The sequence below is a fragment of the Paenibacillus sp. F4 genome (genome assembly GCF_002894905.1).
Lineage (GTDB): Bacteria > Bacillota > Bacilli > Paenibacillales > Paenibacillaceae > Paenibacillus > Paenibacillus polymyxa_B.
Window position 1 is genome coordinate 493,039 of record NZ_POVS01000006.1, and the last position, 14,281, is coordinate 507,319.

A 14,281-nucleotide genomic window follows, 5' to 3' on the forward strand; every position below is an offset into this window, starting at 1 on the left:
TAATGAATAAAAAAAGTGCTCTGATTGCTACAACTTTGCTTTTATCAGTTGCATTAGCGGGTTGCGGTGGGGGGGAGGCCCCTGCCGCACCGACTACGGCCCAACAGGCCACTCCGGTCCAAGTGGCAAAAGTCACCAAGGGCAGCATTAACGATTCAACAGGTATTATTGGAAGCTTTGCTCCCAAAGAGACGGCTCAGGTGTCTCCGAAAATTAGTGGCAAAATTCAAAGCATTAACCTTACAGTGGGGCAAAAAGTAAATAAGGGCGACACATTGTTTACTATAGACCAAAAGGACTTGCGGGACTCCATTAAGCAATCTCAGGAGTCGTACCAGGTTGCCCTGGCCAATTTAAAGCAGGCAGAGTCAGGTGCAGCGCAATCGGTGCAGCAGGCAGAATCCAGCGTGGATCAAGCCAAAAGTGCGCTTGTCCAGCAAGACAACACGATCACTCAAGCTCAGACCAGTCTGGTAGATGCTCAGAGTTCCGTGCGTGATGCTCAAAATACGCTTAATCGCAACCAACAGCTGTTTAGTGCGGGTGCTCTTTCTCAATCCGAGTTAGAGCAGTCTCAAATAGCGCATAGAAGGGCCTTAACTGCGGTGGAGAATGCACAGATCACACTTCATAATGCGCAAACATCCAAGGAAAGTGCACAAACAACATATAATAATGCTCTTAAATCATTGCGTCTTGCACAACAGAAAACGGGCATTGACGTAGCTCGTGCTTCTGTTAATCAAGCTAAGTCCAGTTTAGACACAGCACGTAGCCAATTGGTGGATTCTGTAGTCAAAGCTCCGATTTCTGGCACAATATCAGTAGTAACAGGAACCCAGGGGCAAATGGTTAGTGCACAATCCGCAGTTGCTACAATTGCGAATACCAATCCTATTATTGCTAAAGTCAACGTTTCTGAATCTGAGCTTCTTAAGTTGCAGGTGGGTTCATCTGTGACTGTAGGTGTGGACTCCTTAGATAAGCGAATTGAGGCCAGAGTATCAGCCGTCAATCCGGTAATGGATAATGATCTCAAGGCATATCCTGTCGAGATTTCGGTTCCTAATGGTTCTGGTGAATTAAAATCAGGGATGGTTGTAACTGTATACATGAAATCAGAAGCTCCCAAAAACATTTTGGTATCGCAGGATGCCATTACCGAGCAGGCAGGGAAAAAGTATGCTTATGTAGTGGAGGGAACAGTGGCTAAGCGGGTAGAGGTGCAGACAGGCCAGGAAAGTGCCAAACAGGTTGAGGTAACCAAGGGGCTTGCTGAAGGACAAAATGTTGTCGTTAAGGGTGTTAGTCTGCTTACGGATGGCGCGAAGATTAATGTAGTGAAGTAATTTGTCTCGGTTATATATATCGTAAATCACTGTTACTCCGTCATTCCTACTACTTAAAGTGTATTAGAGTATTAGATCTCAAGGGAATCTATAGACTTTATGTACTTTATATATTCTATGGATAATTCTTAACGAATATACTCCATTAAAGACCGAGTTAGATGTACGAAAATAAACCTTGTACATTTAAGGTTGATAAGGTAAAAGTTGTAGGATGACGGAAGAACAGGTTTAATAGTATAATTATGACTGTGGGAAGCGGAATACATAATCAAAAAAAATAAAAATTTTTTTTGAAACGGACGCAACTTTTTGAACCCATGCTACGTCTAATTGGGTGAGTATGAAACAAAGGGGTACAAAAGCGTAAAGACAAAATTCGCTAAAAAAAATCTTTACTGCATTGTTATCACATTGTATAATACTGGAGTACGTCATAAATGGACGCTTTCTTTCAACTAGATTCCAAGCTTCTGTGATATTGTCACAGATATCATTTTATAAGGGTTCTCATAAAGCTCGGAAAGGAGGTGTAACGACTGATGAGTGACAAGATCCGACAAAAAGACAAAAATAATATTTCTGGTTATATTCAAGGAGGAGAAAAAAAGGTTATGACAAAGTTTAACAAAAAAATGATCAACGTGCTGGCAACAGCAACATTGGTTGCTGGTGTTGCAGCTCCAATCGCAGCACTGACTGCACCAACTGCAATCCATGCAGCTTCGAGCTTCAATGTAATTAGTACTCCTAGTATCAACTCAAACCAGCAAGATAATGCTGTTTTGGGTAGATCTAAAATAAGTATTAGCCAAGCTTCTATTGCTGACGGTGCTTCTTTCACTATTACTTTGCCTAAAGGCTTTGAATTTGGTAAATCTGGAGATCTTCAGGTTGGCCGTGCTACTTCCGCTACTGACGCTACTTATGGTTTGGGTATATATCTTGATCCACAAGATAACTCACTCGATAAGAATGTCGCAGCTACTGGCTATAATGAAGCTACTGCACTGAAAGTTGAAAAATTGACTAACAACTCTGCAAAAGTAACGCTGGGCTTTGATAACTCCAAAGATAGCGCTGATGTATATCTGAACTTTGCTAACATCAATGTAAGTGGACCTAGCAATGGACCTGTAAAAGCTACAATTGATGCTTCTTCCCTGAGTGGTATTACTAGCGGTGAAGTTACAATTGCAAACGTAGTATCTTCCGGTCAAGTATCTTTGTCTGCTTTGGATACCGTTTCTAACACAGACAATTTCACTGCAACGTTGAAAGTGAAAGAACAAACAGCTGGTGCTTTGGCTAACAATAATAACATCAAACTGAAATTGCCTAGCGGTTTTAAATGGAACGCTCCAAAAAGTGCTAGCATTCTCTTTGGTGATATCGCATCTGGTGATGTAGTTTCTAATGTTGATGGTGACACTCTGACTGTGTCTTTGAAAAAGGAAAGTAGTAAAGAAACAACATTTAACCTGCCTTTGAGCTTCTACGTTGACGATGAAACTAACGCTAAAGAAGGTGATGTTACTGTTAGTATCTCCGGTAACACAACTACTGACGTTAGCTCCCTTGTAGTTGGTAACTATGGTCAAATCGGTGGCGGTGTTTCCGTAGCTTCTCCAACAACAATTCTTGCTGGTCATGACGAGCAAAAAATTGGTGATATCGTAATTAAAGAAAAAGTTGCTGGTTCTTTTGTTAACAACCGCACTGTAACATTGCGTTTGCCTGAAGGTGCTCGTTGGCAGTCTACTTTCGAAAGTAACTCTCCAGGTAGCAACTTTTCCGGATCTTTCGAAAACACTAACGGTTTGGGTGGAGCAGAGGTATCTTACACAGATTCCGACAAACGTACTTTGAGATTGACTTTCAAAAACGTTAATAGCTCTAAAGATCCAGGTACTTTGAAACTCAAAAACGTTGAAGTTGCTACGCAACCAGGTTTCTCCGGCGATCTGAACGTTGATGTTGCTGGTAGCCAAGGTCTGAGCGGTACTGTTAAGGTTGCAACTGTGAAACAAGCAGTTACTCTGGCTGCTGCTTCCAAACCAACCCTGACAATCGGTCTGGGCGATCAACAAGTTGGCGATATCACAATCACTGAAGCTGCTAAAGAAGCTTTCGTTAAGAAAGACGGTAGCCGTGAAGTAATCTTGGAATTGCCAACAGGCGTACGTTTTGCTTCTACTCCAGAAGTAAAAGTTACAGCTGGTGACGTTAAAGTGAAGAGCGTATCTACTGATACTTACGGCGAAAGCAACAAAGGCCGTCTGAGCTTCTACATCGACAGCGAAAGTGCTACTCCAAGTACAATCACAATCTCGGCTCCTAAGCTGACTGTTGACCGTACTGTAGCTCAAGGCGACATCGTTGCTAAGCTGAAAGGTAGCGCAGTTTCTTACACTGCATACAAAGGCGCAACTGACAACACTCAAAACTGGAAAGACAACAACACTGCAGCTGCTGAAGTAGCAATCGCAACTGTTGGAACTCCAGCTCCAGGTGCTACTAAAACTAAAGCTGTCTTCACACTGGGAAGCACTTCCTACACTGTGAACGGCGAAAGTAAAACTTCTGATGTAGCTGCTTATGCTGAAAACGGACGCACTTACTTGCCAGTACGTTATGCAGCTGAAGCTTTGGGTGTATCGCCACAAAACATCCTGTTTGACAAAGCAACTTCCACAGTTACCCTGATTAAAGGTGACCGCGTTGCTCAAATCAAACTGAACACAAACCTGTTGACTATTAACGGTTCTGTGGTTCGTATGGACGTTAAAGCTGTAACTAACAAAAACCGTACTGTACTGCCTATCTTCTGGGTGAGCAGAGCGCTGGATGCATCCATCAACTATGATGCAACTGCTAAAACAGTAACTGTTGAAAACAACAACTAATTTAAGAGCAACTCTTTTGAGTTAACTGAATTAGATTAGAAGAGGGTTCCTTTTGGAGCCCTTTTCTTTTATTAGTCTTATTGACAAAGGAGAGAAATTATGAAACGTTTTGGAGTGGCAGTACTGTCCACATTGGTTCTTTCTTCTGCGTTCGCCAGTCTTGCAGGAGCTCAACCAGGTGATATAAAGGTTATTATTAACGGTGTAACTCAGCAATATACCCAGTCCCCAGTTGTTAGTCAAAATACAACCTTGGTGCCTCTGCGCGGTGTTTTTGAAAGCTTGGGTGCGAAAGTCGATTGGGACAGCAAAGCTAAAAAAGTGACAGCATCTAAAAATGACGATACGTTAACTTTAAATGTTGGTTCTAAACTTGCTTATAAAAATAGTAATCCTGTACAGCTCGATGCAGCAACTCAAATTCAAAAGGGTCAAGTACTCGTTCCATTACGTTTTGTGAGCCAATCATTAGGCGCCAAAGTAAATTGGGATCAGACTACACGAACAGTAACCATTTCCAATCAAGCTAATGGCAGCACTACAGGCGATCAAACCAATAGTTTGTCCAGTAAGCCTCTCGTAGCTCCTGTGACCCAAGTTACTTATGATACCTACTATAATGATTCTTTGACCTATAATGATGCCGTTAAACTGGCTGTAGCTGATAGTACTTCAGTTAAAACAGCTACAACGAATATCGATCAAGCTGGGAAAATCATGAAAGAAGCAGGCAAGAATATTGACTTTGTCCCAGCAGAAGCAGGTGATGAAGGTCAAGATAAGGCTTTCAAAGGTTATGCTCAAACGAACCTTAATTATGAGGCTGCTAAAAAGAACTTGGATATGACCAAAGAAGGCATTGAGTACAATGTGAAGGATCTTTACAATAAGCTTCTTCAAAAGCAGAATGCCGTTAAACTGGCTGCATTGAATATTGAAGATGCTGAGCGCAAGCTGAAAGTTGCACAAATTAAAAGAGATAACCAAATGTCGAGTGATTATGAGGTTACGCAGGCAACTAATCAGTTGACTCAAAATCAAGCTGCTTTAGAGAAGGCAAAAAAAGATCTAGATAGTGCATATGTATCTTTGAACCAAGTGATTGGTTACAAACCAGAGCAACGTTATGAATTAAAGGATAAACCTGTATATTCTGAGTTTAAAGATAATGTGGAAACTAAAGTAAGCCAAGTACTTACCAGCAGCACGGCTATTTGGCTGAGTGAGCAAAAAGTGGATTTGGCTGAATTGAGCTTGAAGCTCTACAATTTTAGTACGCCAGGTAACACACCTTACGAAGCCGAACAGCTTAATGTCGAGAAAGCTCAGTATGCTACAGAAGGTACAAAGAGACAACTCGAAGAAGCAGTAAGAACAATCTATAACAACATCAAAGCATTAGAAAGTCAGTATTCACAGATTCAAGCTGGTTTGGTGAGTGCTAGAAGTGCGGCTGATATGGCTAAGAAGCAATTTGATGTTGGGTTGGCTACAGAGCTTCAGGTTTATGAAGCTAATTTGAAAGTCACTACTGCTGAGCAACAGGCCGAAGATATAGTTACAAATATTGATACTTTGAAGTTGGCTTTTGATAAGCCTTGGGCTATGCAGGGTTCTTCTGGAGCTAGCGCACAATAATTAAAACTTAACTATACTTGCTATAACCTGCTGTAGGAGGACTTCATGAAATCACGCTATAAAGTATCGTTGGCTGCTGTTTTACTTGGAGGAGGAATTGTTGCTGGTTCCTTAATGAACAATTCAGTTAATGGTGCCTCCAGTTCTGGACAACCTGGTACAGCTGATGATCCAGTCGTAACCAAAAGCTATGTTGACCAAAAAATTGCTCAGGCAATTAAAGGTGGAGCACCAGCAAGTAATACGAGTAGTAAAACGACTAGTTCGACTACTCCAACAACAAACGCTACTTCTAACACAACAGCGTCAGGAGCTTCTGGTGCAGGAAAAACTTACACACCAGAGCAGACAGAGGCTTTAAAGGTAGTTGATGTAAAGCCTGGTCAAAAACTGATTGCCAAAGCAGGGTCAGAGTTTATTTTACGTAATGGTTATGCTGTTGTGTATAGTATGGATGCCAGTGGTGCTATTGATATTACTTCTGGAACGGAAATTGTCCATAATCAGGCTGTCGAAAAAAATCATTTATTATCCTTTCCTAGAGAAGGAAGAGGTATTCAAGTAAAAGAAGGTCAGAAGTTTGGTCTGGTCGTTATGGTACGAGGCGGTTATACTGTTCAGTAAACTGTTTTTGTATATAAGCTGCTTTCGGTGGCTCTTTTTCTTAAATACTGCTTGGGATAGCAAATTGTTCTTGGCTAAATTGAACCTAATCGCTGCACACTAACCCCATGAAAGACAATATGTTTAGTGGAGGGTGTATACGATGGCGTCAAGAGGTCAAAGACGATTAATTCCCGAAAGCCGTGCCAGGTTAGATGATTTGAAGTATGAGATCGCTGCTGAGTTTGGGCTACCAGTTTATAATCCTCAATATACTCATATACATCCCAATGCTGACAGTGAATTTGCTGCAGAATTGGGGGAGTTTGCGGGGGGCCAAAATGTAGCATGGCGTGATTTGACTTCAAGACAGAACGGTTCAGTTGGTGGTGAAATTACTAAGCGACTGATACAATCTGCTGAACGTAGCTTATCTGAATTTGGTACATTGTAAATAGCAATAATTTTCTAAGTTTTTGATTATATAGTAGTGTATAAACTAGGGTTATTTACATGTGCATCGAAAATGATTTGCATGTAAACTTACCTCAATTTCGAATGTTGTAATTGGGTTGCATGAATTGACACCTTGTTTTAAATAGGATATCATGGCATTTGAGGCTTGTACGCAACCTTTTCCTACCGGAAAAGGTTCATTTTTTATTAATAAGGTAACAAGATATCTCCCGCCATTTGTTGGCTTGAAGGTATCTGAATAATGCCATTGCCATGTCAGGATTTTTTAATAAATCCTCATGTATTTTAATTGTGGGAGGTTGAAATTCATGTCTGTAAAAGGCCGCCATTTGTTCACGTCCGAGTCTGTAACAGAAGGCCATCCGGATAAAATCTGTGATCAGATATCCGATGCTGTATTGGACGCCTTTCTGGCTAATGACCCTAATGCACGGGTAGCATGTGAAGTATCGGTAGCTACTGGTCTCGTTCTCGTCATTGGTGAAATCAGCTCTAAATCGGAATACGTGGATATTCCATCCATTGTACGTAATACGATTAAGGAAATTGGCTATACACGTGCGAAATACGGTTTCGACTATAATACTTGCGCTGTATTGACTTCTTTGAATGAACAGTCGCCGGACATTGCTCAAGGGGTTAATGCTGCCTTGGAAAGCCGTGATCCTGCTGAAGTAGATAAAGAAACGGAAAACATTGGGGCTGGGGATCAAGGATTGATGTTTGGTTTTGCTACGAACGAGACACCTGAGTTGATGCCTTTGCCTATCGCTATGTCTCACCGTATTGCACGACGTTTGTCTGAAGTACGTAAGGATGGAACACTGAATTATCTTCGTCCAGATGGTAAAACTCAAGTAACGGTAGAGTATGAAAATGGTAAACCTGTTCGTATTGATGCTATTGTGGTTTCTACGCAGCATGCGGAAGATACTACTTTGGAACAAATTCAAGCAGATATCAAAGAAAAGGTTATTTTGCCAGTTGTTCCTGCCGAATTACTAGATGAGCAAACCAAGTATTACATTAATCCAACAGGACGCTTTGTTATCGGTGGCCCTCAAGGAGATGCAGGTCTGACAGGCCGTAAAATTATTGTGGATACGTATGGTGGTTATGCGCGTCACGGCGGGGGAGCATTCTCCGGTAAAGATCCGACCAAAGTGGACCGTTCCGCTGCTTACGCTGCTCGTTATGTAGCGAAAAACCTCGTAGCAGCTGGATTGGCAGACAAAGTGGAAATTCAGCTTGCTTATGCCATTGGTGTAGCTACGCCTGTCTCGATTAACGTCGATACATACGGTACGGGTAAAGTAAGCGATGAGAAGCTAGTTGAATTGATCCGTAATAACTTTGATCTGCGCCCAACAGGCATCATTCGCATGTTGGATCTGCGTCGTCCAATTTATAAGCAAACTGCTGCCTACGGTCACTTTGGCCGTACAGATTTGGATGTACCATGGGAGAGCGTAGATAAAGCTGAAATTCTAAAAGAACAAGCGGGGCTGTAATTCCTCGTATGTTATCAAAATAAAAGCAATAACCCAAAAAGACTGTTTCATGTTTTGCATGAACAGTCTTTTTTGATGTGTCTCGATGTTAAGTAAGAATTTGCACCGAAGTACCGAATACGGAGTGACTACTCGGATATCGGTGCATGGTCCAATAAATTTTTAAGTAAACGACAAACCTTTTGCAGTTCCTTGTACTGCTCCAAATACGCAAAAAGGGCTTTCAGGACGCCTTTTTGAGGGTTCGATTTCAGAGCCTCTTCCTTTAAATGAGCGTAGATTTGCTGACACTCCTGTTTCTCCTCTGAACTCCACGAAGAGAGCAGTATACTGTCTTCCAGGGAGTGGAGAAGGCTGTTAATTTGACGGCCTTGGTCAAAGGGATTACTTAGAGCACTTTCAGGTAACCAGCCTTGCTTGCTCCAGAACAAATGTGGAGCTGAATCAGCATTGTTCAGGCTGGTTGCCAAGGAACTGGATAAGAAGATGATAAACTGTGTTAGATGTTCAATCGTTTCATCATTCATCCGATCGGCAAAGAAGCGAATATATTCAAACACAATGCTTTTAAGTACAAAGGTCATATCCCATGCATGATCTTCAATGCTCGGTCCAAAAATATCAATCAGGCAGTCGCGAACCCATTTGTACAATTTATATTCATGATTCTCGAATGCGTAATTGAGTTGTTCATTCTGAAAAATAAGCATGGAAGGCTCAGGAAGATCCATCATGAGATACACTTTGTTTTCAACGAGATTTTTCAAGTAAAGTACAATAAAACCATGTAGTTTATCGTGCTTAGAAAGATCAGGTTTACTGTAGAGAGCCCGGATGTCTTGTTCAATGTTATTTTCCAGAATGATACACATTTCTAGAGGGAGTTCTTCTTTTCCTTGAAAATATTTATAGAAGGATGCCTTCGCCATCCCACTTTCTTTGGCGATTTCTTCAACAGATGTTGAATAATAGCCTTTTCTGGAGAACAGCCGAATGGCCGCCTGTAAAATATCATTTTTTTTACTTTCCATACATACTTCCCCCTAGGGACCGACCAACTCGACAGCATGCGAATTCACTTCATACATCACAAAGGTTGGTCACGTGTGATAACTGTGTGCTGCTGTTTTTTGAGTTGACGGCGCATCTTGTACTTGGCCATGATCATATACAAGGACGGCACGACAAACAAGGTTAACAAGGTCGAGAATAACAAACCGAAAATGACGGTAAACGCCAGTGGCTTAAAGAGCAGGCTTCCCAATAGTGCTAATGGAATCATACCTACAATAGCTGCCAAAGATGTCAATAAAATCGGTCTGAAGCGAGCAGCGGCCGCCTGTATTACGGCTTCCTTTAATTCCATTCCTTCATGTCGTGCATCCTCGATAAATTCAATTAACACAATCCCATTCCGCACAACAATGCCCGCGAGTGCAATAATTCCCATGATGCTCATAAAACCGATAGGCATACCGGTCAAGAAAATACCAATAATCCCGCCGGCTGCTGCCAGGTACACGGTCGTCATAATAATAATAGGAATAGAGAGAGAATAAAATTGCATAGTAATCAAGAGTAAAATGAGCAAGACTACAACGATCGCCAGCTGTCCTAAGTCCTTGAATATGGTCGATTGGTCAGAGGTTTCCCCACCAACCTCCCATTTGTAGCCTTCTGGGAACTTCATTTGCGCCAGCTTACTTTCAACATCAACCATCGCTTCGCTTGCAGTTCGTCCGTTCAAGTCGGCTTCTACCGTAATCGTCCGCTCCATATTGTAATGCTTGATTTGCTGAATAGCAAATGACGGCTTAATCTGGACGAGCTGGTTTAATGGTATTTGCTTACCAGCTGCATTAACTACACTTAATTGTTGGAAAAGCTTACTTGGCTCCTCGTCACTGTGATTCAAATACATTTTAATATCTACCAGACTGTTTCCAGTATCAAATTGGCTGACTTGGGCTCCTTCTTTTAATAGAAGCAGGGTGCGAGTCAAATCTGTGTAGCTTACCAGGTACTGATCCATCGCTTGTTTGTTGACCTCAAGCTCCAATGCATATCGTTCAATTCCTATATCATCCACGATGCCTGTTGTGCCCTCTACTGTCGCGATCTGCTCCTTTGCTTTTTGGGCAAGGGTTTGCAGCTCATTCAGATCCTGACCTGAGATACGAATAGAAACGGGCTTACCCACTGGAATCCCGAGACGAGGAACATACATCGTAACTGTAACTCCAGGGTAGGATTTTTTAACATGTTGTTCCCAAGCATCCACTGTCGTATTGAGATCGAATACGTTTTCTTTGCCGACGACAGCAATCTGCCCCACCGTTTCGTTATAACTAATATCTCCACCCATACTATTAATGTCACTAAACAGTTGTGGAGCCGTTCCTCCAGCGCTGTAGACGACCTTGGAAGTTTCAGGTTGCTTTTTCACCCAGCCTGCAAGGTCTTTAACGACCTGGTCGGTTTCCGCAATTGAAGTGCCTACAGGCATTTTTATATTTAGTGCAACATGAGGATCTTCCGACTCAGGAAAAAGTTCAACTGAGGTAAAGGGAACTAATCCATAGGCGGCTGTTCCAAGCATGAGTCCGACCATGGCTGTCAACAAGGGACGCTGAATGACCTTAGGCATCAGTTTTTGTGAATAGAGCTTGTTTAAAGAATGAATCTGCTGGCCGAGCAAGCCTGCTGGTTTAGACTTACCCTGAGGGTGACGAGCCTGTCTGCGCTTCTCATACCATTCTCGAAAAATAGGGATGATGGTGAGCGACATAATCATAGAGGCAAGCATGGTCAGGGAGACAATAGCAGGAATGGGTTTAATAAAGGCACCTACATTTCCAGGAAGAAACAACAATGGCGCGAAAGCTGAGATGGTGGCCAGAGTTGCAACCAAAATAGAAAGCATGACCTCTTTGGTACCTTTTACAGCTGCGACTGAGGGTGATTCTCCTAATTCCGTAAGTCTACGCTCAATATTATCATTTACAACTACGGCATCATCCACGAGTATGCCGAGTACGATGATCAGACCGACAACGGAAATCTGATTTAGAGTAATGCCGAACATAGGCAAAAAGATAATGGCAATCGAAACCGAAATAGGAATGGCCAGTGCGACAAATGCAGAGGTGAGCAAATTCAGCCCCAACATACAAACGAGAATAACGGCCGCAATCGCAAGAATCGTTTCACGCTTTAAGTCGTCAAAGATATGGGTTACCTGATCCTTTTGTGCAAAAAGAGTTTGAAAGTGAACACCTGCGGGAAGTGTTTTCTCCAGTTCTTTGAGCTTGGTATTGACCTTTTCGCTCATAGAAGGGATGTCTGTGCCTGTTTCTGCTCCAATACTTAGCGTAATGGCCGGTTTACCCTCTACATAGGCAAAGTATTCTGTATTAGGATGTGCCAGCTCCGTTGTGCCGACATCTCTCAAATATACAGGATTACCTTCTTTGGTGCGTGTCAGAAGGACCTGATTCAATTCATCAGCTTTTTCGGTCTCGCGAACAATAAGTTGATAGGTACGTCCGTTGTATTCAATATTACCGGTAGGAACCCGATCAATTTGAGACTGGATCGCTTGAGCTACTTGTCCCCATGACAGCTGGTATTGCTGAAGCTTCTGGTTGTCAATATGGACACGTACTTCTTGATCGGGAAGACCATTGAATTTGACGCTAGATACGCCAGAAATGGTGTTGAGCTGATCTTTCCAAGTTGTTGTTAAATCATTTAGTTTATACAGTGGTGCGGAAGAGTCAGCTGTTAGGGCATAGGAGCCGATAAAAGAGCTGGTTAGCTTGTCATTTACAACAGGCACTTCAGCGCCTTGAGGAAGATCAGCTTGTGCATCCTGCACTTTTTTACGCATATTATCCCAAACCGTTTGAGGATCAACTCCGTTTTTGGATTCGATTAAAATAGAAGAGAATCCGTTACCAGAAGTCGAACTAATCGTTTTAACACCTTCAACTTCCTTAATGCGTTTCTCCAGCTCTTTAGTTACGGTTTGTTCTACTTTTTGTGGTGAAGCACCAGGGTAGACTGTTGTTACCATAGCATTCTGTATGGTGACATCCGGCATTTCCTGCTGTGGTAACTGGAAAAAGCCGAAGATTCCGACCAAAATCAGCATGACAAAAAACAGCAATGTAATTTTTCGTTTTTTTACGATGTACTCAATCATGGGCGTCCGCCTTCCTCCGCCTGAATCGCATTTCCATCAAACAGGTTTTCTGCCCCTTTAACGATAATACGTTCGCCTTCACGAAGTCCCGATACGATTTGCAACTGATTATCTACAACCTGATTACCAAGCTCCACAGGGGTTTTAACAGCTTTTCCTTGAATGTCTTTGAAAATAAAAGGCTTGCTTCCCGTGTTAATGACTGCTTCGGCAGGAACGAGAATCCCATTCTTGTCGCTCACCTGTTGAGCAGCTTTAATGACCTGACCGGGTAACCAGTCTCGCTGTGGATTGTTTATAACAATCTCTACGTTAACCCTTCCCGTGTCGGTGCTGGTCGAAGGATAGACGTTAGACACCGTACCTTGACGAGTCTCTTCATAGAGCGCCACTTCTACTTGTTGACCCTTTTTCCAATCCTTAATTTCACTGTCTGGTACAGGAAGCAGTACTTTGAGGCGGTCGATGGAGCCTATGCGATAGACGGCTTGCCCTGACGCGACCAAATCACCTGTATTCACGATTTTGTCTAAGATTACACCGTTCACGGGAGAGGTTAAACGGGTGCGTGATAATGCCAGCTCTGCCTGACCCTTGGCGACAAGGGCTTTTTCGTAGTTGGCATGGGCTTGTTTTTGGGAAGCCGCAGCCTGTTCACTGGCTGCAAGAGCTTTAGTTTTACCTGCAAGCGCATCCTGAAAGGAAGCCTGGACCGATTGATGATCTTCGGCTGTTGCCCCTTCCAGCAAAAGGGACAGGGAGTCCTTCGCTTGCTCCAGATTTTTAAGAGCAGAGGTAGCATTCAGGCGGGCATTCTCGTTATCCGACGCGGTGGCTGCGCCCGCCTCAAACAGCTTCTGTGTACGCTCGCTATCCGTCTTGGCCTTGTTATAGGCGCTTTGCGCCTTATCTACAGTGGCTTGCGCTTGCTGTTTTTCCTGAGCACGTGCGCCTTTATTGACCTTGTTAACATTCGCGCGAGCTCCTGTAATGCCGGCATCGGCGGATTGAATCGCGGAGGTAGCAGCCTGTAAATTAGCCTGTGCGTTATCAATACCAGCCTGTGCCTCCAAGATGGAGGCTGTCGCCTGTGCCACCTGAAGCTTGTAGTCAGCGTCATCCAGACTAGCAATAACAGCGCCCTTCTGTACAGCAGTACCGACAGTGAGATATGCACTGGCTACAGTGCCTCCATTTTGGAAAGCCAGTGTGTTCTCCTCATAAGCCTGAAGAGTGCCTGACAAGTTATAGGCCGTATGAAGTGGCGTGGATTTGACAATTGCGGTGCGCACAACGGTTGGCTGTGCAGATGAACCTAGAGCGGTATCTTTTTTTTCTGTAGAACATCCGGTCATTGCGATGCTCAGGGATAAAGTGAATATGATGATGGCCCGTTGTTTATTCATGATTATCAATCCTTCCGATAGGGTCATAATTGGGGTTGTGAACTAATCAGTATTATTTGAACTGATAAGTTCAAATGTATTATAGTGCGGCGATATTGCATTCGTCAATTCATCGTTTTAGATTTTATGAATTAGTTGACGGGATTTTCGTAACTTTTGCCTATATAATAAGTCTATTAACATAAGA

Annotated in this window: 9 protein-coding genes; 6 read left to right on the forward strand and 3 right to left on the reverse strand. The window is 42.8% G+C overall.

The genetic code is table 11. From position 1 onward, the window contains the following. Window positions 1-2 precede the first annotated feature (2 nt). The 6 genes from C1T21_RS04795 to metK all read left to right on the forward strand — a co-directional run bounded on the left by C1T21_RS04795 (window position 3) and on the right by metK (window position 8,484). The gene (locus C1T21_RS04795) at window positions 3-1,349 is read left to right on the forward strand and encodes an efflux RND transporter periplasmic adaptor subunit (protein WP_103047419.1); all 1,347 of its coding nucleotides are present in this window, start codon (window positions 3-5) and stop codon (window positions 1,347-1,349) included. 542 nt (window positions 1,350-1,891) lie between these two features. Continuing rightward, complete coding sequence (locus C1T21_RS04800) at window positions 1,892-4,255, forward strand: copper amine oxidase N-terminal domain-containing protein (protein WP_103047420.1); 2,364 nt, start codon at window positions 1,892-1,894, stop codon at window positions 4,253-4,255. A 99-nt stretch (window positions 4,256-4,354) separates the two neighbouring features. Then, window positions 4,355-5,893 carry a stalk domain-containing protein gene (locus C1T21_RS04805; RefSeq protein ID WP_103047421.1) on the forward strand — a complete coding sequence of 513 codons (1,539 nt, stop codon included), beginning with the start codon at window positions 4,355-4,357 and terminating at the stop codon, window positions 5,891-5,893. Between the two features lie 45 nt (window positions 5,894-5,938). Next, window positions 5,939-6,517 carry a hypothetical protein gene (locus C1T21_RS04810; protein WP_103047422.1) on the forward strand — a complete coding sequence of 193 codons (579 nt, stop codon included), beginning with the start codon at window positions 5,939-5,941 and terminating at the stop codon, window positions 6,515-6,517. Between the two features lie 142 nt (window positions 6,518-6,659). Further along, the gene (locus C1T21_RS04815) at window positions 6,660-6,950 is read left to right on the forward strand and encodes an alpha/beta-type small acid-soluble spore protein (protein ID WP_061831635.1); all 291 of its coding nucleotides are present in this window, start codon (window positions 6,660-6,662) and stop codon (window positions 6,948-6,950) included. A gap of 331 nt (window positions 6,951-7,281) precedes the next feature. Further along, window positions 7,282-8,484, forward strand: coding sequence for a methionine adenosyltransferase (metK, locus tag C1T21_RS04820; RefSeq protein ID WP_013312298.1), 1,203 nt, complete (start codon window positions 7,282-7,284; stop codon window positions 8,482-8,484). Between the two features lie 128 nt (window positions 8,485-8,612). On the opposite strand, the gene C1T21_RS04825 is transcribed toward metK, so the two are convergent. Genes C1T21_RS04825 through C1T21_RS04835 form a run of 3 tightly spaced genes read right to left on the reverse strand, consistent with a single transcriptional unit; the run spans window position 8,613 to window position 14,094 of the window. Then, the gene (locus tag C1T21_RS04825; RefSeq protein ID WP_103047423.1) at window positions 8,613-9,515 is read right to left on the reverse strand and encodes a TetR/AcrR family transcriptional regulator; all 903 of its coding nucleotides are present in this window, start codon (window positions 9,513-9,515) and stop codon (window positions 8,613-8,615) included. Between the two features lie 56 nt (window positions 9,516-9,571). Then, window positions 9,572-12,688, reverse strand: coding sequence for an efflux RND transporter permease subunit (locus tag C1T21_RS04830; protein WP_103047424.1), 3,117 nt, complete (start codon window positions 12,686-12,688; stop codon window positions 9,572-9,574). Then, window positions 12,685-14,094: an efflux RND transporter periplasmic adaptor subunit gene (locus C1T21_RS04835; RefSeq protein WP_103047425.1), complete on the reverse strand. Its 1,410-nt coding sequence runs from the start codon at window positions 14,092-14,094 to the stop codon at window positions 12,685-12,687. The genes C1T21_RS04830 and C1T21_RS04835 overlap by 4 nt, the downstream gene beginning before the upstream one ends. Window positions 14,095-14,281 lie beyond the last annotated feature (187 nt).

Coding starts and splice junctions, on each gene's coding strand:
- C1T21_RS04830 (WP_103047424.1), bottom strand. CDS start 12,688: ATGATTGAGTACATCGTAAAAAAACGAAAAATTACATTGCTGTTTTTT.
- C1T21_RS04825 (WP_103047423.1), bottom strand. CDS start 9,515: ATGGAAAGTAAAAAAAATGATATTTTACAGGCGGCCATTCGGCTGTTC.
- C1T21_RS04805 (WP_103047421.1), top strand. CDS start 4,355: ATGAAACGTTTTGGAGTGGCAGTACTGTCCACATTGGTTCTTTCTTCT.
- metK (WP_013312298.1), top strand. CDS start 7,282: ATGTCTGTAAAAGGCCGCCATTTGTTCACGTCCGAGTCTGTAACAGAA.
- C1T21_RS04815 (WP_061831635.1), top strand. CDS start 6,660: ATGGCGTCAAGAGGTCAAAGACGATTAATTCCCGAAAGCCGTGCCAGG.
- C1T21_RS04835 (WP_103047425.1), bottom strand. CDS start 14,094: ATGAATAAACAACGGGCCATCATCATATTCACTTTATCCCTGAGCATC.
- C1T21_RS04810 (WP_103047422.1), top strand. CDS start 5,939: ATGAAATCACGCTATAAAGTATCGTTGGCTGCTGTTTTACTTGGAGGA.
- C1T21_RS04795 (WP_103047419.1), top strand. CDS start 3: ATGAATAAAAAAAGTGCTCTGATTGCTACAACTTTGCTTTTATCAGTT.
- C1T21_RS04800 (WP_103047420.1), top strand. CDS start 1,892: ATGAGTGACAAGATCCGACAAAAAGACAAAAATAATATTTCTGGTTAT.